At 65.8% G+C, this 18077-nt stretch carries 17 protein-coding genes; 5 read left to right on the top strand and 12 right to left on the bottom strand.

Going from position 1 to position 18077, the window contains the following annotated elements:
* Window positions 1-158: 158 nt before the first annotated feature.
* The gene (locus KW845_RS25080) at window positions 159-1181 is read right to left on the bottom strand and encodes a C45 family peptidase (protein ID WP_218372066.1); all 1023 of its coding nucleotides are present in this window, start codon (window positions 1179-1181) and stop codon (window positions 159-161) included.
* Window positions 1182-1347: 166 nt separating this feature from the next.
* On the opposite strand from KW845_RS25080, the gene glnH reads away from it, so the two are divergent.
* The 4 genes from glnH to KW845_RS25060 all read left to right on the top strand — a co-directional run bounded on the left by glnH (window position 1348) and on the right by KW845_RS25060 (window position 4866).
* Complete coding sequence (gene glnH, locus KW845_RS25075) at window positions 1348-2094, top strand: glutamine ABC transporter substrate-binding protein GlnH (RefSeq protein ID WP_218372065.1); 747 nt, start codon at window positions 1348-1350, stop codon at window positions 2092-2094.
* A gap of 77 nt (window positions 2095-2171) precedes the next feature.
* Window positions 2172-2831, top strand: a complete 660-nt coding sequence (gene glnP, locus KW845_RS25070) for a glutamine ABC transporter permease GlnP (protein WP_218372064.1) — start codon at window positions 2172-2174, stop codon at window positions 2829-2831.
* A complete protein-coding gene (gene glnQ / locus KW845_RS25065) occupies window positions 2828-3556 on the top strand; it encodes a glutamine ABC transporter ATP-binding protein GlnQ (protein WP_255592912.1) in 729 nt (242 codons plus the stop codon). The genes glnP and glnQ overlap by 4 nt, the downstream gene beginning before the upstream one ends.
* Before the next feature lie 341 nt (window positions 3557-3897).
* Window positions 3898-4866 (top strand): tripartite tricarboxylate transporter substrate binding protein, encoded by a 969-nt coding sequence (locus KW845_RS25060; protein ID WP_218372063.1) that lies wholly within the window; start codon window positions 3898-3900, stop codon window positions 4864-4866.
* Between the two features lie 22 nt (window positions 4867-4888).
* Here the strand turns inward: KW845_RS25060 and KW845_RS25055 are convergent, their stop codons facing one another.
* From KW845_RS25055 to KW845_RS25040, 4 genes are read right to left on the bottom strand one after another with little or no spacing between them, the layout of a single operon-like run.
* Window positions 4889-6037, bottom strand: coding sequence for a CaiB/BaiF CoA-transferase family protein (locus KW845_RS25055; protein ID WP_218372062.1), 1149 nt, complete (start codon window positions 6035-6037; stop codon window positions 4889-4891).
* Between the two features lie 16 nt (window positions 6038-6053).
* Window positions 6054-7253: an acetyl-CoA C-acyltransferase gene (locus KW845_RS25050; RefSeq protein WP_218372061.1), complete on the bottom strand. Its 1200-nt coding sequence runs from the start codon at window positions 7251-7253 to the stop codon at window positions 6054-6056.
* Window positions 7254-7287: 34 nt separating this feature from the next.
* Window positions 7288-8301, bottom strand: coding sequence for an acyl-CoA dehydrogenase family protein (locus KW845_RS25045; protein ID WP_218372060.1), 1014 nt, complete (start codon window positions 8299-8301; stop codon window positions 7288-7290).
* Between the two features lie 38 nt (window positions 8302-8339).
* Window positions 8340-9536, bottom strand: a complete 1197-nt coding sequence (locus KW845_RS25040; RefSeq protein WP_218372059.1) for an acyl-CoA dehydrogenase family protein — start codon at window positions 9534-9536, stop codon at window positions 8340-8342.
* A 127-nt stretch (window positions 9537-9663) separates the two neighbouring features.
* Here KW845_RS25040 and KW845_RS25035 point away from each other — a divergent pair, with 127 nt between their 5' ends.
* On the top strand, window positions 9664-10566 hold the full coding sequence (locus KW845_RS25035) for a LysR family transcriptional regulator (protein WP_218372058.1): 903 nt from the start codon (window positions 9664-9666) through the stop codon (window positions 10564-10566).
* A gap of 12 nt (window positions 10567-10578) precedes the next feature.
* Here the strand turns inward: KW845_RS25035 and KW845_RS25030 are convergent, their stop codons facing one another.
* The 7 genes from KW845_RS25030 to gmk form a co-directional block, all read right to left on the bottom strand.
* Window positions 10579-11553: a tripartite tricarboxylate transporter substrate binding protein gene (locus KW845_RS25030; RefSeq protein ID WP_218372057.1), complete on the bottom strand. Its 975-nt coding sequence runs from the start codon at window positions 11551-11553 to the stop codon at window positions 10579-10581.
* Between the two features lie 58 nt (window positions 11554-11611).
* Complete coding sequence (locus KW845_RS25025; RefSeq protein WP_218372056.1) at window positions 11612-12580, bottom strand: tripartite tricarboxylate transporter substrate binding protein; 969 nt, start codon at window positions 12578-12580, stop codon at window positions 11612-11614.
* Between the two features lie 98 nt (window positions 12581-12678).
* Entirely contained in the window at window positions 12679-13464 is a 786-nt protein-coding gene (locus KW845_RS25020; RefSeq protein ID WP_218372055.1) for a crotonase/enoyl-CoA hydratase family protein, read from the bottom strand.
* Window positions 13448-14689 carry a CaiB/BaiF CoA-transferase family protein gene (locus KW845_RS25015; protein ID WP_218372054.1) on the bottom strand — a complete coding sequence of 414 codons (1242 nt, stop codon included), beginning with the start codon at window positions 14687-14689 and terminating at the stop codon, window positions 13448-13450. The genes KW845_RS25020 and KW845_RS25015 overlap by 17 nt, the downstream gene beginning before the upstream one ends.
* A gap of 187 nt (window positions 14690-14876) precedes the next feature.
* A complete protein-coding gene (locus tag KW845_RS25010) occupies window positions 14877-17171 on the bottom strand; it encodes a bifunctional (p)ppGpp synthetase/guanosine-3',5'-bis(diphosphate) 3'-pyrophosphohydrolase (protein ID WP_218372053.1) in 2295 nt (764 codons plus the stop codon).
* A gap of 21 nt (window positions 17172-17192) precedes the next feature.
* Window positions 17193-17396 (bottom strand): DNA-directed RNA polymerase subunit omega, encoded by a 204-nt coding sequence (gene rpoZ / locus KW845_RS25005; RefSeq protein ID WP_026641271.1) that lies wholly within the window; start codon window positions 17394-17396, stop codon window positions 17193-17195.
* Between the two features lie 40 nt (window positions 17397-17436).
* Complete coding sequence (gene gmk, locus KW845_RS25000; RefSeq protein ID WP_218372052.1) at window positions 17437-18069, bottom strand: guanylate kinase; 633 nt, start codon at window positions 18067-18069, stop codon at window positions 17437-17439.
* Window positions 18070-18077: the final 8 nt, after the last annotated feature.

The raw sequence follows: 18077 nt of genomic DNA, 5'->3' as shown, positions 1-18077 counted from the left end.
GCATGGGGTTGGGCGAGTTGACCGGCGGGGCAGCCTGCGCAGCAGGCCAAGGGCGTCCGTATGCGCCCGAGCCTGACGGGCTTCGCCCGGCCCCATGCCCAGGACGCCGAGGTGATTCAAGAACTCAACCCCCGAAGCCAAACGCCCCAAAACCCGCCTCACTTTACGGTGATGTCCTGTGAGGCGCTGGCCTTGCGGTCGTAGACGCGCAGCGCCACGTGCTCGTCGTCCAGTGTAAAAACGGCGGTGGCCAGCGTGTTCTCCTCGTCGGGGTCGCCGGCCGCGCGGCGCAGGATGGGCAGCGCGCCCTCGGTGTCGTGCAAGGCGGCAACCAGGTCGGCTTCGCCGGTGGCTTCATTCCAGGTGTCGACCAGCGCATCGATGCGGTTCTGCCGCGCGCGCGACGAATCTGTCACGATCTGGGCGATATTCCGGGTGCCCTGGTGAATCAGGTGATTGGCGTGTCCATAGCGGCGCGCCACGGTCTCGACCGAGCAGGCGCCCGGCGTGGCCTCGATGCTCAGCAGCCGTTCGTCGCCCACCGCGCCCAGCGTGTGATGGAAGGCGCCTGCGCGCGGCATGTGTGCCAGCAGTTCGATCGCCTGGTCGAGCGTGGCGCAGTCGAGCACGGCGCGCGCCAGGAACATGCGCGGTACGCCGGCGCGCCGCACGCGGGTGCGCAGGTTGTTGATGGTTTGCGCCAGGCCGGCGCGGTTGGCGCCAAAGGTATGGCCGGGCAGCGAGCCCGGGTAGTAGAAGCTGATGTAGCCTGGTGCATCGTCAGGCTGCACATCGACCACGTGGCACCGGCCATACAGGTAAGGGTCGCCGTCTTCATTGTGGGCGATCCAGCGCTTGCCGTCGGCCGATTGCAATGCCACCGAGGTACAGCCGTCGGTAGTCTTGTGCAGCAGGTCGCCGCGGCAGTGCCATAGCAGCAGGTCGGCGGCCGGCATGCGCAAGCCCTCGGCCAGGCCTTCGAATTCTTCCCAGATGTCGGGCAAGGCCTCTTGCGCATGGCCTGCCAGTTCCTGCAGATAAGCATGGCCGCGCCAAGGGCGCAGCGCCTGCCAGGTGGCGCTCTGGTCCAGGTAGACAGACATCAGCGGCCGGGCCAGCTTGCCCAGCGCCTGGCCGATCTGGCGGCGGGTGCCGGCGATGCGTATGGGCTTGAACGACATGAATGGATCTCCTGCGGATGATCCGATTGTAATTTCCCGGCGCGCGGTTGGCATGGGGACAGATGAGTTAAGATGAGCCGGCAAGCCCGCCGGGCCATCCGCCCGGGCGTGCTGGTTGGCTGCCCCGGTGCACACCAGGGTCTGTTGTCTCTACAGGAGAATTTCGATGATTAAGCGCAAAATCGCTGCCGCGCTGGTGGGCTTGAGCCTGATCGGCGCCGTGTCCACCGCCGCAGCCCAGGACAGAGAACTGATCGTTGCCACCGATACCGCCTTCGTCCCGTTCGAATTCAAGCAGGGCAGTACCTATACCGGCTTTGATATCGACCTGTGGGCCGCCATCGCCAAAGAACTCAACCTGAAGTACAAGCTGCAGCCGATGGATTTCAACGGCATCATCCCCGGCCTGCAAACCAAGAACATCGACGCGGCGCTGGCCGGCATCACCATCCGCGACGACCGCAAGCAGGTCATCGATTTTTCCGATCCCTATTATGAAAGCGGCCTGGCCATCCTGGTTGCCGAGAACAATACCGATATCAAGTCGGCCCAGGATCTGGCCGGCAAGAGCGTAGCGGTCAAGACCGGCACCGCCACGGTCGACTTCATGAAGAAAGAAGTGCCGGATGCCAAGCTGCGCCTGTTCCCCAATATCGATAACGCCTATCTGGAACTGGCTACCGGCCGTGTCGATGCCGCCGTGCACGATACGCCCAACGTCCAGTACTACGCCAACACCGCCGGCAAGGGCCGCGTGAAGGTCGCGGGCACGGTCAAGAGCGGCGATTTCTACGGCATTGCCTTCCCCAAGGGTAGCGACCTGGTCGCCAAGGTGAACCAGGCCCTGGCCACGCTGAAGTCCAACGGCCAGTACGACGCCATCTATACCAAGTGGTTCGGCAAGCAGCCCTGAGCCCACGCGCGTAGCGAAACCGGGCCGCGCGGCGCAAGCCGCAACGGCCCGCGGGCATCACAATATAGGGGAAGACCGTGCAATTCGACTGGTCTGTCATCTGGGCCGCAGTGCCCAATCTGCTCGACGGCACGCTGATGACCGTCAAGATCACCTTCTGGGGTTTGGTGGGCGGCTTCGCGCTGGGAGCGCTGGCCGGTGTGGCCCGTGCCTACGGGCCCAAGCTGCTGTCGGCCATCGCGCAGGTGTATATCGGAGTGATCCGCGGCACGCCCATCGTGGTGCAGGTCATGTTCATCTACTTCGCCTTGCCGCTGATGATGCCCGGCCTGCGGGTGGACGCGCTCTGGGCGGCCATCGCCACCCTGATCATCAACTCGGGCGCGTACATTGCCGAGATCGTGCGCGGCTCGCTGCTGTCGGTGCACAAGGGCCTGAAAGAAGCCGGCCAGGCCATGGGCCTGCCGTTTCACAAGATCCTGGTGCACATCATCGGGCCGGTCGCGTTTCGCCGCATGATCCCGCCGCTGGGCAACCAGTGCATCATCAGCCTGAAAGACTCGTCGTTGTTCATCGTGATCGGCGTGGCCGAACTTACCCGGCAGGGCCAGGAAATCATGGCCAGCAACTTCCGGGCAGTGGAAATCTGGTCGGCGGTGGCCATCATCTACCTGATCCTGACGGGCGCGCTGGCATTGGCGCTGCGCCTGGTAGAAAAAAGGATGCGCATACTATGAGCATGGTCGAGTTCCACAACGTCACCAAGCGCTTCGGTGCGTCCACTGTGCTTGACGGCATCTCGCTGAACATCGATGCCGGCGAAGTCGTGGTGGTGGTGGGCCCCTCGGGGTCGGGCAAGTCCACCTTCCTGCGCTGCATCAATGTGCTGGAAACCATCGAAGGCGGCGACCTGCTGGTCGACGGCCAGAGCGTCAAGGGGCCGCCCACGCAGGTGCGCGCGATCCGCCGCGAAGCAGGCATGGTGTTCCAGCAGTTCAACCTGTTCCCGCAGATGACGGCGCTGGAAAATGTCATGTTCGGGCCCATCCATACGCGTGGTGCGTCGCGCCAGGAAGCCCGCGCCCAGGCGCAGGCGCTGCTGGGCAAAGTGGGGCTGGCCGAGCGCATGAAACACTATCCGTCCGAGCTCTCGGGCGGCCAGCAGCAGCGCGTGGCCATTGCGCGGGCGCTGGCCATCAAGCCCAAGCTGATGCTGTTCGACGAGCCCACCTCGGCGCTCGACCCGGAACTGCGCCATGAAGTACTGAAGGTCATGCGCGACCTGGCCGAAGAGGGCATGACCATGGTGGTCGTTACCCACGAAATGGAGTTCGCGCGCAAAGTGGGCAGCCGGCTGATTTTCATCGACGCCGGCAAGGTGGCGCACGATGGCCCGCCCGCCGAACTGCTGTCGAATCCCCCCAGCCAGCGCCTGCGCGACTTCCTGCAGCACGTGGCATAGGCAGGCCCGATACGGTCTCCAGGTGCCTGGCTTCCGCAAGGGAGCCAGGCACTTTTTCATCGCGGCCGCAAATGGTTTTCGTCGATTGGCCTGCTGGCAATGATCTTGTACCAATTGGCTGATTTCCGGTCCGGAAAAATACTTGCCTTGGGACCGATACAGTTCTAGAGTGAGCCCAGCTTGCCGAGAAAGAGACAGCTGGCGAGGCAGCCAGCCGCTAACGTGGCCGGCACGGGAACTGAACAAAAATACGATCCAATTGGTTCACTATGGTGGGCCCGGCCCGTGGCTGCGTACCCTGCCGCGTACCGCCGCCCGCACACTCGAGGAGGGCTGGAGACATGATTTTTCCCACAAGAAAATGGTGGTGCGGCGCCGCCCTGGGGCTGGTGGCCTGCTGGGCGCATGCGCAGTATCCCGATCGGCCCATCACCATGATCGTGCCGTTTCCTCCTGGCGGCGTGGCGGACACGGTGGCACGGCCGGTGGCCGAGGCGCTGTCGCATCAACTGGGCCAGAGCGTCGTGATCGAAAACAAGGCGGGTGCGGGTGGCTCGGTGGGTATCGGCCAGGCTGCGCGTGCGGCGCCCGATGGCTACACCGTGCTGATGAGCCTGTCCTCGATCTCGATCCTGCCCGAAGCCGATCGTATCCTGGGCCGCAAGGCGGCTTTCCAGCTCGATCAGTTTGCGCCCATTGCCCGCGTCACGGCCGATCCCACGGTATTGATCGTGCGCGCCGATTCACCCTGGAAGACCCTGCAGGACTTCGTGGCCGAAGCCAAGCGCCGGCCCGGCGCCCTGAACTATGGCAGTTCGGGCATCTATGGCTCGATGCACGTGCCGATGGAAATGCTGAAAGGCGCCGCCGGTATCGACTTGACGCATGTGCCGTTCACGGGGGCTGGCCCGGCCGTGGCGGCCTTGCTGGGCGGGCAGGTCGATGCCATATCCAGCGGGCCTTCCAGCGTCGTGCAGCATATCCAGGCCGGCAAGCTGCGCGCCCTGGCGCACTGGGGCGATACCCAATTGGCCGCGCTGCCGCAGGTGCCCACGCTGGCCTCGCAGGGCTATGACGTCAAGTTCGTGCAGTGGTCGGGCATCTTCGTGCCGGCCGGCACGCCAGCTCCGGTGGTGGAGCGCCTGCGCGAAGCATCGCGCAAGGCACTCAACGATCCCAAGGTGCAGCAGACCATCCTGGGGGCAGGCAGCCCGGTGCAATACATGGACGCGCCCGAGTTCGCCGCCTACTGGAAAACCGATGCGCAGGCCATGGCCCGCGCAGTGCAGCGCATCGGCAAGGTGGAATAGGCTTTGGCCGTGCCGTGCACGGTCACGCGTTCGCGTCGATGCCCCATTCCCGCAAGACTTGGTCCAGTGTCTGCGGGCTGGCGGCGCGCGGCGGCGAGGGGGGGGCCGTGCCGCTGCGGCTAAAGCGCGGGGCGGGGGCAGGCTGCACCACGCCATCCACGTTCACGAAGGTCTGCCGGGCCCGCAGGTGTGGGTGCCGGGGCGCTTCGTCCAGCGATAGCACCGGCGCATAGCAAACGTCCTGGTGGGCCAGGGCGTCGCACCACGCTTGCCGGGGACGCTGGCGGAAGATGCCGGACAGGGTGGTGCGCAGCCGGGGCCAGGTGGCAGGATTCGCGTGGTCGCCCAGTTGCTCGATAGCCGCCGGGCTCAGGCCCAGCGCCTGCAGCAGATTATGATGAAACCGCGCCTCGATCGGGCCGATGGATATCCATGCATCGTCGCTGCATTGGTAGACATCATAGAAGGGCGCGCCCGAGTCCAGGATGTTCGTGCCGCGCTGCGGCTGCCAGCAACCGGCCGCGGCTAGTCCGAAGAAGGTAGTGGCCATGTGCGCCACGCCATCGACGATCGCGGCATCCACCACTTGCCCCTGGCCCGACGTGCGCGCTTCCAGCATGGCCGCCAATACACCGGTGGCCAGGTACAGCGCGCCACCGGCAAAGTCGCCGACCAATGCCAGCGGTACGGTGGGCGGCTGGCCATGCCGGCCGATCGCATCGAGAATGCCGGTGATCGATATGTAGTTGATGTCATGGCCGGCCACCGGCGCCAGCGGGCCATGCTGGCCCCATCCGGTGACACGGCCATACACCAGCTTCGGGTTGCGCGCCAGGCACGCATCGGGCCCCAGGCCCAGGCGCTCGGTGACGCCAGGGCGGAATCCTTCAATCAGGGCATCCGCCCGCTCTACCAGCTTGAGCACCAGTTCGACCGCATCGGGCCGCTTCAGGTCCAGGGCGATGGGGATGCGGTTGCGCAGCAGCAGGTTGTAGCGCAGTTCCCGTTTCACGCCCAGGTCGACAGGTTCCGTGCGTTCGATGCGCAGTACCGTGGCGCCCAGGTCGGCCAGCAGCATGGCCGCCATCGGTCCGGGGCCTATGCCGGCCAGTTCGACGATGCGCAGGCCCGCCAGGGGCCCGCGCGCGGAGGCAGATTGATCAGGCGTCATGCCGTGGGCTCCGGGTTCAATCACGTTCGATGGCCATGGCGGTTGCTTCGCCGCCGCCCAGGCACAGGCAGGCCACGCCGCGCCGCAAGCCGTGGCGCTCCAGCGCATGCAGCAGCGTCACCACGATGCGTGCCCCGGTCGCGCCCACCGGATGCCCCATGGCGCAAGCGCCACCGTGCACATTGACCTGCTCCGGCGGCAGCGCCAATTCGCGCAAGGCAATCAGCGTCACCACGGCGAAGGCTTCATTGATCTCGTACAGGTCGACTTGGTCGCGTGTCCAGCCGACCTGGTCCAGCAGGCGAGTGATGGCCTGGACAGGAGCCTCGGGAAAACGGCCGGGCGCCAAGGCCGCGGTGGCATGGCCGACAATGCGCGCACGCGGTGCCAGCCCCATGCGGTCGGCCTGCGACGCCAGGCTCAGTACCATGGCGGCGGCGCCATCCGAGATCGAAGAGGCATTGCCCGCGGTAACGGTGCCGTCGGGGTTGAACACCGGTTTCAGCCTGGGCAGTTTGTCGGCCTTGCACAGGGCCGGGGTTTCGTCATCGGCGATCATCGGTCCGGCCGCGCCGGCCGCTATTCCAGGGCTGCGGGGCAGGGCCGCGATCTCGGCCGCAAAGGCCCCCTCGGCCACGGCGCGCTGCGCGCGCTCGATGCTGCGGGCGGCATAGGCATCCTGGTCGGCGCGGCCAAAACCCAGCTCGCGCGCTGCCAGATCCGCGTAGTGCCCCATCAGGCAGCCCTCGTAGGCATCCTGCAGGCCGTCGCGATACATGTGGTCCAGCAGTTCGCCGCCGCCCAGGCGGTAGCCTTGCCGGCCCCGGGGTATCAGATGCGGGGCGTTCGTCATCGATTCCATGCCTCCGGCCAGCAGTACCCGGGCAGAGCCCGCGCGCAGCATGTCGTGCGCCAGCATGGCCGCCTTCATGCCTGAACCGCACATCTTGCTCAGCGTGGTCGCTTGCACGCCGACGGGCAAGCCGGCACCCAGCACCGCCTGGCGCGCGGGCGCCTGCCCCAGATTGGCGAACAGGCAGCATCCCATGAAAGCCTCTTGTGGCGTATCGATGGCGATGCCGGCCTGATCGACGGCGGCGCGCAAGGCGTGCGCGCCCAGCGCCGTGGCGGCGTAGGCCGACAGGGCGCCTTGGAAGGCGCCGATAGGGGTGCGCTGGGCACCGAGGATGACAACAGGATCCTGAGCGGGTTTCATGCGGGCTGTCCTGGAAAGAAAGCAGGGGCGTTCATCAGGCGGGCGTTACGGCGTCGCGCACGATGTCCAATAATGGGCGAGCCGGCCCGGCCAGTACGTGGGCGCCGATGGTCGCGGCGCACTGCTGTTCCGATGCGCCGGTGGCGCGCCATTCGCGCAGGCGGGCGGTGCGCAGGCCCAGTGTCAATTCATCGGTGACGCCGATGGCGCCATGGACGGCATGGGCAATGGCGCATACGGTGGGCACGGCTTCGCAGGCACGCAGGCGTGCCATGGCCGCTCGTGTCGGGTCCGGCTGGTGCGCCGTGGCGGCGCATCCCAGCCGGGCCGCCATGGCCACCGAGGCCACTTGCTCGGCCAATACGCTGATATCTTGCTGCACCGCCTGAAAGCGGCCCAGCGGCTTGCCGAACTGGCTGCGCTCTTGGGCATAGGCAATCGTCTGGCGCAACACGGCTTGCATGGTGCCTGCCATCTCGGCACTGCGTAGGGCGTTGGTCCATGCCGCGGCGCCGGCGTGCTCGAGCGCCAACCGGGCGGTTGCCGCCTCGCGCGTGGGCCACGAGGGGCTGCCCGAGCTGCGGCGGTACGTGCCCGCCGTTATCCGCGCCTGGGCGGCGGGCATCAGCAGCCAGGTATCGTCGTGCTCTACCAGGAACGCGTCCACCAGCCAGGCGCCAGGCACCTCGGCGCAGGCGATGCCATCGCCGGCGGCCGGTATCGATTTCGCGATGGCGATGCACGCCCCGTTGCCGGAATGGCCTGCGCGGGCCAGCAGCGCGCGCGCCGCAATGGTGTCGCCGAACGGGAAAGGCAGGCCGGCCTCGCCCGCGGCGAATAGCAGGCCGAACACTTCGGGCAGCACCAGCCCGGCGCCGCCGCCGCCATCCGGTATCAACGCGTCGGTGTAGCCCAGGGCATCGATGGCATGCCAGGCGTCGGCGTGCGCCTGCCGGTCCTCGATGTTGCGTACCGTTGCGGCCGGACAGAGTTCGGCCAGGGGGCGGGCAATGCTTTCGTACAGGGTGTCGGCCACGGAATCAGTCATGATGGATGGAGTTCCTATAGATAGTCGACATTCGCGCGTCAGCGCAGGCCCAGTTCGCGGGCGACGATGCCGCGCAGGATGTGGCGCGTTCCGCCTCGCAGCGAAAACGTCGGGCTGATACGCGTGATGTAGGCCAGCGTGCGCGTCAATTCAGCATCGGCCAGGGTACCGGACTCGCTTCCCAGGTGTGCGGCAATCCATTCGGCGACGTCGCGTTCGAACTCGGTGCCCAGGTCCTTGACCAGTACGGCGTGCAAGCCGGCATTCTGCCCCCGCTCCAGTTGATCCGCCACTGAAAGCGACATGGCGCGCAGCACCGCCAGCCGGGCCGCGATTCGTCCGGCCAGCTCGGCCGTCCGTTCATCGCAGGGGCGGGCACGTGCGTGTGCCAGCCAGGTGTCGATCAGCACCATGCTGGAAAGCAGGCGTTCCGGCCCGCTGCGTTCCAATGCCAGTTCGGCGGTTACCTGCTGCCAGCCAGCGCCCTCGTCGCCGATCAGTGCCTCGGCCGGCAGCGCGACGTTGTCAAACAGCACTTCGCAGAAATGCGTGTCGCCCGCGATGTCGCGCACTGGCCGTACCGAAATACCTGGCAACGACATGTCCACGATGAACTGCGACAGGCCCTGGTGACGGTCCTGCGGCGTGCCCGAGCTGCGCACCAGCGCGCACATATAGTGCGACCGATGGGCGTTGGTCGTCCATATCTTGCGGCCATTCAACCGCCAGCCCCCGTCGAAGCGCTCGGCGCGGGTGCGGATGCCGGCCAGGTCCGAGCCTGTGTCGGGCTCGCTCATGCCTATGCAGAAAAAGGCCTCGCCGCGAATGATGCGCGGCAGGTAGAACTCGCGCTGGCCGGCCGATCCGTAGCGCAGAATCAGCGGCGCAGTCTGCCGGTCGGCAATCCAATGGGCCGACACCGGCGCGCCGATGGCCAGCAGTTCTTCGCTGGCCACAAAGCGGGCATAGTTGCTGCGCCCGGCGCCGCCGTAGGCGCGGGGCAAGGTCAGGCCCAGCCAGCCTTGTTGCGCCAGTGCGCGGCTGAAATCGGCGTCGTATCCCATCCACGAACGGGCGCGCACATGCGGCGCAACCTGCGCCAGCGCCTCTTTCAGGAACATTCGCAATGGCGCGCGCAAGGCTTCGTCTTCGGGGGGGATGGCGATCACGCGCAATGCGCCAGCAATGTTTTCCAATAGGCCTCCGGATACGGAATGGTGCTGGCTGCGCGGCATGCCGCACCATGCCAGCTTTGATTGGCAATCTACCTGCGCGTGTCCGGCCAGTCTAATATTAGATATAGACCGGGCAATATCCATTACATATCGCGAGCCGGCGCGCCCATCCCACGGAGCATTCCGCATGGAGCTACGCCAGCTCAAGCAACTGCTAGTACTTTCCGAGACCCTGAACTTTCATCGTGCCGCCGAGCGCCTGCACATGGCGCAGCCGCCGCTGTCGACGGCTATCAAGAAGCTCGAGGAAGAGCTGGGGGTGCAGCTGTTCGAGCGTCTGCCCGCGGGCTTGAAGCCCACGCCCGCCGGTGAGGTGGTGTTGCGCTACGCGCGTACTACGCTGTTCTACGCAGATGAAGTGCGGCGCGCCGCAAAAGAGGGCGCGGCGGGCGAACAAGGAGAATTGCGCGTGGGCTTCGTGGGGTCATCCACCTACGGACTGATGCCGCGCATATTGCCGGCGTTTCGCCGGGCATATCCGCGCGTCGACCTGATCATCGAAGAATCCACCACTGCGGAACTGCTGCGCCGCCTGGACGAGCATTCGCTGGATGTCGCCTTGGTACGCTTTCCGGTGCTGGAACCTTCTGATGCACGCCTGGTCTTGTTGCAGCATGACCACCTGGTACTGGCCGTGCCTACCGACAGCCCCTATGCGGGACGCGACGAAGTTGCCCTTTCGGAACTGGCGCAAGAGCCTTTCATCGGCTATTCCCGTACCCACGTACCGGCCATGCACGCCTTGGTACTGTATGCGTTCCAGACCGCGGGCGTGCAGCCGCGCATTGCCCAGGAGGCGATCCAGGTGCAGACGATTCTCAGCCTGGTGGAAAGCGGACTGGGCGTGGCGCTGGTGCCGGCGGTTGCCCGCCGCAACGCGGGCAGCGTGGCGCTGGTGAAGGTGACGGGGCTGGCCGAGATCATCAAGGTGGGCATCGCGCTGGCTGTGCATCCCGATACGGCTTCGCCCACCGCCGCGAATTTCATGGCGATGGCGCTGCAACTGATGGCAGCCGACGCGTCGGATTGAGCCCCGTCGAGTTCACTCTTGCTGGATATTCGCCTGCTTGGCGATGCGCTGCATGGTGCGCAGCTCATCGAGCTGGAAGTCGCGCAGCACTTGCGGGCCTCCGGTGAAAGGTTCGCCTCCCAGTTTGGCCAGGAAATCCACGCCTTCGGGGCTGTCCATCGCCTGTTGAATGGCTTCGGACACCGTGGCGACAATGGTCGGGTCGACCTTGGCGGGAAAGAACGCGGCCGTCCAGGCGTAGGCCTTGTATCCCTTGGTGCCGCTTTCTTCCAGCGTGGGGACTTCAGGCAGGTCTTTGATGCGCTGGGCGCTGGTGACGGCAAGCGGATGCAGTTTGCCGCCACGTATCAGCGGCAAGGCGGCGCTGACGTCCGCGACGCTGTATTGCGCCACGCCGGCAGCCACATCGGTCAGCGCCGCCGATGTGCCCTTGTAGGGCACATGCGTGGCCGAGATGCCATTCTGTTCATGGAACAGTTCCATCACGACCCGGTATGTGGCCGTGCCGCTGGCGTAGTTCAGTTTGCCCGGCGCCGCGCGGGCCGCCGAGATCAGGTCGGCAATATTCCGGTACGGAGAGTTCTCGGGAACCACGATCACCATGGGGAACTTGGCAATAGGCGCGATGGGCGCGAAGTCGTTCACGGCGTCATAGGGCAGTTTCTTGAACACCGCGGCATTCGTGGTCATGGGCGAATTGCTGGCCACGAACATGGTGTAGCCGTCAGGCGGGGCGCTGGCCACGGCCTGCGCGGCGATAAAGCTGTTGGCCCCCGGCCGGTTTTCCACAATGAACGGCTGTTTGAAAGTTTCACCCAGGTGCTTGGACAGGAAGCGGGCTGTCGAATCTGCGCCGCTACCCGGTGGCAGCGACACGATGATCTTGACCGGACGCTCCGGATATTGCGCCGCCAGCGCGCAGGGGCTGGCACCCATCGCAAGCGTGGCGGCCAGCAAGGCGGCGGGCAAGGCATGTTGTGTCTTCATTTTCTGTCTCCTTTTTCCTTATGCATGCACGGCCTGGCAGTGCCGTGTTCGATCATCGTCATTCCGGCTGGATACCCGCCACCTCGACCGCCTGGCGCCATCGATCGACTTCAGCGCGCAGGTAACTGCCGAATTGCTGTGGTGTGGATACTTTCAGGTCCACCCCTTGTTGCGAGAACTGTTGCGTGATCTGCGCATCGCCCACCGCGGCGCGCAGCGCGGCGTTCAGGCGGTCGATGATGGGCGGCGGCGTGCCGGCGGGCGCCAATACCCCATGCCAGGTGCTGGCCTCGAAGTCCGGCATCACGGTCTCGGCCAGCGTGGGCGCGTCGGGCAATACCGTGCTCCGGGCGGTGCCCGTAACCGCCAGTGCCCGGACTCTTCCGTCGCGGATATACGGCAATCCCGAACTGACCGCATCGGCCATGAACTGTACCTGGCCGCCCAGCATGGCCACCATGGCCGGTGCCGTTCCCTGATAGGGCACGCCGACCGCGCGGGTGCCGGTGGCATGCAGGAACAGCGCGACGCTCAAGTGCGTGATGTTGCCGACGCCGCCCGTGCCGTAACTGAGCTTGTCGGGGTTGTCGCGCAAATAGGCGACAAAGTCCTTGATGTTCCCGGCCTGCATGGTGGGCGCAGCCATGATCACCAGCGGGATGGATGCGGTCTGCGCAATCGGCGAGAAATCGCGCACCGGGTCGTAGCTCAGCCGGCGGTGCAGGGCGGGGCTGATGGCCAGCCCCGATGAATGGTAAAGCAGGGTGTATCCGTCGGGGTCGGCGCGGGCGACCGTCTCGCAGGCAATATTGCCGCTTGCCCCCGTCTTGTTCTCCACTACCAGTGTCTGGCCCAATTGCGCAGAAAGTTTGGCCGCCAGCGCGCGCGCCAGGGTATCGGTAGGGCCGCCGGCCGAGTACGGCAGTACCAGGCGGATCGGGCGGCTTGGCCAGGCCGGCGCTGCGCGCACGCGTAGTGCGGGCAGCGCCGCCAGGGCGCCGATGAGTGCTCGTCGAGTGGCTTGCATAATGTCTCCTCCTGGGTGCCGGTCGTGGCCGGTCGTTGCTTATGTCGGGCGGCCGCTGCGCTTGCGTCTCTCGCGTGGCATCGATGCATTGCAGCGGTTCAGCGGCGCAGCCGCGCCAATGCGGCCTCGAGCGCGGCTTCGTGCTCGTCTGTGTGGTGGGCCAGCGCCTGATACGCTGCCGATAATTCCAGCAAGGTATCCAGCCGTGTATGCTGCCCTTCGCGCAGCAGCCGCTTGGTCAAGCGCATGGCATGTCCGGAATGCTGGGCGATCTGCTGTGCCAGGTCGCGCGCGGTGGGCAACAGGTCCTGGGCGTTCACGACCTCGGACACCAGTCCGTATGCCAACGCCGTCGAGGCATCGATGGTCTTGCCGGTAAAAGCCAATTCGCACGCGCGCGACATGCCCACGATGCGCGGCAGCAGCCATGCGCCGCCATCGCCGGCCGTCAGCCCCAGCCGCACGAAGCTCTCGGCAAAGGCGGCGTGCTCGGAAGCGATGCGGATATCGCACATGCAGGCCAGGTCGTTGCCCGCGCCGTGCGCGGGGCCGTTGACCGCGGCAATGGTTGGCACTTCCAGCTCGTACAGCGCCAGCGGCACCCGCTGGATGCCATTGCGATAGGCATGGCGGCTGTGCGGCGGGTCTCCCAGGCCGGCGCCCATTTTCTCGCGCAGCGTCTTCAGGTTGCCGCCCGACGAGAACACCTCGCCCGCGCCGGTAAGTATCACGGCCCGCACAGACAGGTCGGTATTGATCCAGGTGCAGGCCTGGACCAGCGCGTCGACGGCGTCGGGATCGGACAAGGCATTGCGCGTGGCCGGGCGGTTCATGGTCAGGGTGACCACCGCGCCATCGCGTTCGATATCAAGAAAGGGAGTCATGCGATTGTTCAAGTGGCGAATCCTGGGGGGGCGTGCGCGTGATGTTCCGGCGCAGCAGGCTGGCGATCGCGTCCTCGCCATACCCCGCTTCTTTCAGCACCTCGATGCTGTGTTCGCCCAGGCGGGGGGCGGGGCGATGGCCCGCAGCCGGCGTGCGGCTCCATTGCGAGGCCACGGCCATGGTGCGCAAGCGGCCTTCGCTAGGATGTTCGACAGGCTGGAAGAAGCCGATCGCCTCCAGTTGCGGGTCGTGCAGCAAGTCATCGATGCTCTGCATGGGCATGGCGGGAATGTCGGCCGTCTCGAACGCTTGCAGCCATTGGGCCGTAGTCCGGGTGGCCAGGATTTCCGCCACCAGGCGATATATTTCATGGATGTGGCGCGTGCGCGTGCCGATATCGCGAAAACGCGGGTCGTCCCGATACATTTCCGGGCGTCCGATCAGCGCCAGGAAGCTGGCCCATTGCTTATCGGAGTAGATCAGCACGCAGACATGGCCATCCTGCGTGGCGTAGGGACGCCGATCGGCATTGAGAATGCGCGGATACCCTGGCGGCCCCAGCGGCGGCTCGAATGTGCAGCCTCCCAGGTGATCGCCCAGTATCAATTGCGCCATGGTCTCGAACATGGGCACATCGATGGCCTGGCCCAGTCCGGTGCGCTCGCGGTGGTACAGGCCGGCTGTGATCGCCTGCGCGGCGCTGATGCCGACGATGCGGTCTGCGATGGCGCTGGGCGCATAGCGGGGCAATTCACTGCCGGCTTGCTGTGACAGGAAGGGAATGCCCACGGCGCCCTGGATTAGGTCGTCGTAGGCCGCACGGGCGGCGTAGGGGCCCCGCTGGTCGAAGCCGTACACGCCGACATAGAGAATTTCCGGATGAGCCGCCGCCACGTCTTCGTAGGCCAGGCCCAGGCGTGCCATGGCCTGGGGCCGTACGTTATAGACCAGCACGTCGGCCGTGGCCGCCAAGGCCAGCAGGGCCTGCCTGCCCTCGGCTTGTTTCAGATCCAGGACGATGCTGCGCTTGCTGCGATTGGCGTGCAGGAAAATGCCGCCCATGCCGGCATGCCGGCTGGGGCCGATGCCGCGCACATTGTCGCCGCCCGGTGGTTCGACCTTGATGACGTCGGCGCCCAGGTCGCCCAGAATCTGCGTGGCGTACGGACCCATCAGCACGGTGGTGATGTCGATGATGCGCACGCCGGCCAGGGGGCCGCTCATGCCATGCCCCCCGTATGCCGGGGGCAACAGCAGTACTTCGGGCCGGTAACGGCGATAAGGGCAAGAGACATCTGGCGATCCTTCAGAAGCGCGATGTCCCATCCTAGGCAGCGGGGGTGGCTGCGTAAAATACTATATTTGGGTCATCCGATACACGCGGTGTATTGGATGGATGCGGGGGCCGGGGCTAACCCTTCACGCGCACGATTTTCTGCACTTGCTGCACATGCCGGATGGCGCGGATGACTTGCGCCAGGTGCTTGCGGCTGTCGACCTGGATGGTCAGGTGCAGCGACACGGTCGAGACGGCATCGTCGTGCATGGTGATCTGCACGATATTGGCGTCGGCGGCCGTCACTTCGGCGGCCAGCCGGCCCAGCACGCCGCGCTCGTTGCGGGTGATCACGTCCAGCCGGGTCGACAAGTGCTTGGCGGTTTGCGCGTCCCAGGCCACATTGACCCAGCGTTCGGGTTCGCGTGCGCGCTGGCGCACGGCGATGGGGCAGTCCAGGGTGTGCACCACCAGGCCTTGGCCCAGCCGCAGGCCGGCCACGATGGGGTCGCCCGGCAAGGGGCCGCAGCAGGGGGCCAACTGCACCGCCTGGCCTTCATTGCCCTGGATCAGGATGGGCGCGCTGCGTGCCGAGGTGATCTCGTCAACGGCGGCGGCCGTGGTGGCCACCAGTTGGTGTTCGGGCGCGAAGCGCCGCGCCACCACGGCGGCCAGCCGCTTGCCCAGGCCGATGTCGGCCAGGATCTCGTCGCGCGAACTGGCACCCGTGCTGCGCGCCAGCTTCTGCCAGGCGGGGTCGTCGGAGGTGGGCAGGTCCAGATGCAATTCCTGCAGGGCCTGTTCCAGCAAGCGCTCGCCGAAGGCCACGGACTCTTCGTACCTGACGGTGCGAAGATAGTGGCGGATTTCCGAGCGCGCCCGCCCGGTACGCACGTAGTTCAGCCATTGCGCATTGGGGCGCGAGGCGGGCGACGTGATGATCTCGACGGCGTCGCCGCTGCTCAGTTCGGTGCGCAGCGGCACGAATTCGTTGTTGACCTTGGCGGCCACGGCCTGGTTGCCGATGTCAGTGTGGATGGCATAGGCAAAATCCACCGGCGTGGCTCCGCGCGGCAGCGAGATGATCTTGCCGCGGGGCGTGAACACATAGACCGCATCGGGAAAGAGATCTACTTTCACGTGCTCGAGGAATTCGCCCGAATCGCCGGTCTGGCTCTGGATGTCGAGCAGCGACTGCAGCCATTGGTGAGTACGCTTCTGCAGGTCGTTCAGCGAGACGTCCACGCCCTTGTACAACCAGTGCGACGCGACGCCTTCCTCGGCGATGTGATGCATGTCGCGCGTGCGGAACTGGAATTCCACGGCGGTGCCATACGGGCCCACCAGGGTAGTGTGCAGCGACTGGTAGCCGTTGACCTTGGGGATGGCGATATAGTCTTTGAACTTGCCCGGCACCGGCCGGTACAGCTGATGCAACGTGCCCAGCGCCAGGTAGCATTCGGGCAGCGTGTGCACGATGATGCGAAAACCGTAGATATCGAGCACTTCCGAGAATGACTTCTTCTGCTCGACCATCTTGGTGTAGATGCCGAACAGGGTTTTCTCGCGGCCCGAGACTTCGGCTTCGATGCCCGCGGCGGGCAAGGCGGCGCGTACCGCGTCGCCGATCTTGCTGATGACCTCGCGGCGATTGCCGCGCGCGGCCAGCACGGCCTTGTACAGCACTTCGTAGCGATTGGGGTACATGGCCGCGAAGCACAGGTCTTGCAGCTCGCGAAACAGCAGGTTCAAGCCCAGGCGATGCGCGATGGGCGCGTAGATGTCGAGGGTCTCGCGCGCGATGCGGCGGCGCTTCTCGGGGTTGACCGCGTCCAGCGTGCGCATATTGTGCAGGCGGTCGGCCAACTTGATCAGGATGACGCGTACATCGCGCGCCATCGCCAGCAGCATCTTGCGGAAGCTCTCGGCCTGTTGCTCGGCCTTGGTGGCGAAATCCAGGCGGTCCAGCTTGGATAGGCCGTCGACCAGCTCGGCGACCTCGGGGCCGAATTTTTCGGCCAGCTCGTGCTTGGCAATGCCCTGGTCTTCGATGACATCGTGCAGCAGCGCGGCCGACAGCGCATTCGCATCGAGCTTCCAGGCCGCACAGATTTCGGTAACGGCGATGGGATGCGAGATATAAGGCGAGCCGCTGGCGCGGAACTGCCCCAGGTGCGCCTGGTCGGCGAAGCGGTACGCTTCGCGCACGCGCTCGATGTCTTTCTTGTCGAGATAGCTGCCGATGATCTCGGTCAGCGCTGCCAGCGATGCAACTGGCGACGAAGCCTTGCCGGTTTCGTCAGCGTCGCCCGCCGAGGCGGACAACTGGGCCGCGGAGCCCTTCTTGCCGGGGCGGCGCCCCAACCGGGAACCTGCGCGCAAAGCGGCGAGCAGGCCCGTGGAAGCATACTTCAGCCGGGGAAAAGCCATGTTGCCGCCCCCAGGCCCGGATCAGGTCGGGACTTTGCGCAGCATTTCCAGGCCGGTGTGGCCGCCGGCGATTTCACGCAGGGCGGTAACCGTGGGCTTGTCTTTGCTGTCGATGCGCGGTGCATGACCCTGGGCCAGCTCGCGGGCACGGTAGGTGGCGGCCAGCGTGAGCTTGAAGCGATTGGGAATTTGGTTCAGACAGTCTTCGACGGTAATGCGGGCCATGGATTACACCTGGAACGGGCTGTGAAAGAGATTGGGCGCGTCAATGGGCCGCTGGAATGCCCAATTGCGCAAACAGCGGCGCATGACGAACGGCCTGGGACGAAAAACGTAGCCGGGCGGCGCTGACGATCTGCGCAAGTTCCGCCAAGGCTACGCTAAATTCTTGATTAATAATAACATATTCGCATTCCGGCGCATGCGCGATTTCGCCGCCGGCCGCCAGCAACCGGCGCGCGATCACCGGGGGCGCATCCTGGCCCCGCGCCTTCAGGCGGTGTTCGAGTTCTTCGATGGACGGCGGCAGGATGAAGATGCCGATGGCATCCGGGTAGCGTTGCCGCACCTGGCGGGCACCTTGCCAATCGATTTCCAGCAGCACGTCGTGGCCCTCGCGGGTGGCCTGGTCGATGCGGTCGAGCGGCGTGCCGTAGAAATTGCCGTGCACCTCGGCCCATTCGAGCAGGGCCTGACCCTGGCGCAGCTTATCGAATTGTTCGGTGCTGATGAAGCGGTATTCGCGCCCGTCGACCTCGCCTTTGCGCGGCGGCCGGGTGGTGCACGAGACGGACAGCACGAGCGATTCGTCGCGGTCGAGCAGGGCCTTGACCAGGGTGGACTTGCCGGCGCCGCTGGGCGCGACGACCATGAAAACATTGCCGGGACGTTCGGACATGGGTCGGA

This window comes from Bordetella sp. BOR01 (assembly GCF_019218885.1).
GTDB lineage: Bacteria > Pseudomonadota > Gammaproteobacteria > Burkholderiales > Burkholderiaceae_B > Bordetella_A.
This window is presented reverse-complemented; position numbering and strand designations above follow the sequence as displayed.

Excerpts from the sequence above, each read along its gene's own strand:
- KW845_RS25080 (WP_218372066.1), bottom strand. The coding sequence starts at position 1,181 with ATGTCGTTCAAGCCCATACGCATCGCCGGCACCCGCCGCCAGATCGGC.
- glnH (WP_218372065.1), top strand. The coding sequence starts at position 1,348 with ATGATTAAGCGCAAAATCGCTGCCGCGCTGGTGGGCTTGAGCCTGATC.
- glnQ (WP_255592912.1), top strand. The coding sequence starts at position 2,828 with ATGAGCATGGTCGAGTTCCACAACGTCACCAAGCGCTTCGGTGCGTCC.
- KW845_RS25060 (WP_218372063.1), top strand. The coding sequence starts at position 3,898 with ATGATTTTTCCCACAAGAAAATGGTGGTGCGGCGCCGCCCTGGGGCTG.
- KW845_RS25055 (WP_218372062.1), bottom strand. The coding sequence starts at position 6,037 with ATGACGCCTGATCAATCTGCCTCCGCGCGCGGGCCCCTGGCGGGCCTG.
- KW845_RS25050 (WP_218372061.1), bottom strand. The coding sequence starts at position 7,253 with ATGAAACCCGCTCAGGATCCTGTTGTCATCCTCGGTGCCCAGCGCACC.
- KW845_RS25045 (WP_218372060.1), bottom strand. The coding sequence starts at position 8,301 with ATGACTGATTCCGTGGCCGACACCCTGTACGAAAGCATTGCCCGCCCC.
- KW845_RS25040 (WP_218372059.1), bottom strand. The coding sequence starts at position 9,536 with ATGCCGCGCAGCCAGCACCATTCCGTATCCGGAGGCCTATTGGAAAAC.
- KW845_RS25035 (WP_218372058.1), top strand. The coding sequence starts at position 9,664 with ATGGAGCTACGCCAGCTCAAGCAACTGCTAGTACTTTCCGAGACCCTG.
- KW845_RS25030 (WP_218372057.1), bottom strand. The coding sequence starts at position 11,553 with ATGAAGACACAACATGCCTTGCCCGCCGCCTTGCTGGCCGCCACGCTT.
- KW845_RS25025 (WP_218372056.1), bottom strand. The coding sequence starts at position 12,580 with ATGCAAGCCACTCGACGAGCACTCATCGGCGCCCTGGCGGCGCTGCCC.
- KW845_RS25020 (WP_218372055.1), bottom strand. The coding sequence starts at position 13,464 with ATGACTCCCTTTCTTGATATCGAACGCGATGGCGCGGTGGTCACCCTG.
- KW845_RS25015 (WP_218372054.1), bottom strand. The coding sequence starts at position 14,689 with ATGAGCGGCCCCCTGGCCGGCGTGCGCATCATCGACATCACCACCGTG.
- KW845_RS25010 (WP_218372053.1), bottom strand. The coding sequence starts at position 17,171 with ATGGCTTTTCCCCGGCTGAAGTATGCTTCCACGGGCCTGCTCGCCGCT.
- rpoZ (WP_026641271.1), bottom strand. The coding sequence starts at position 17,396 with ATGGCCCGCATTACCGTCGAAGACTGTCTGAACCAAATTCCCAATCGC.
- gmk (WP_218372052.1), bottom strand. The coding sequence starts at position 18,069 with ATGTCCGAACGTCCCGGCAATGTTTTCATGGTCGTCGCGCCCAGCGGC.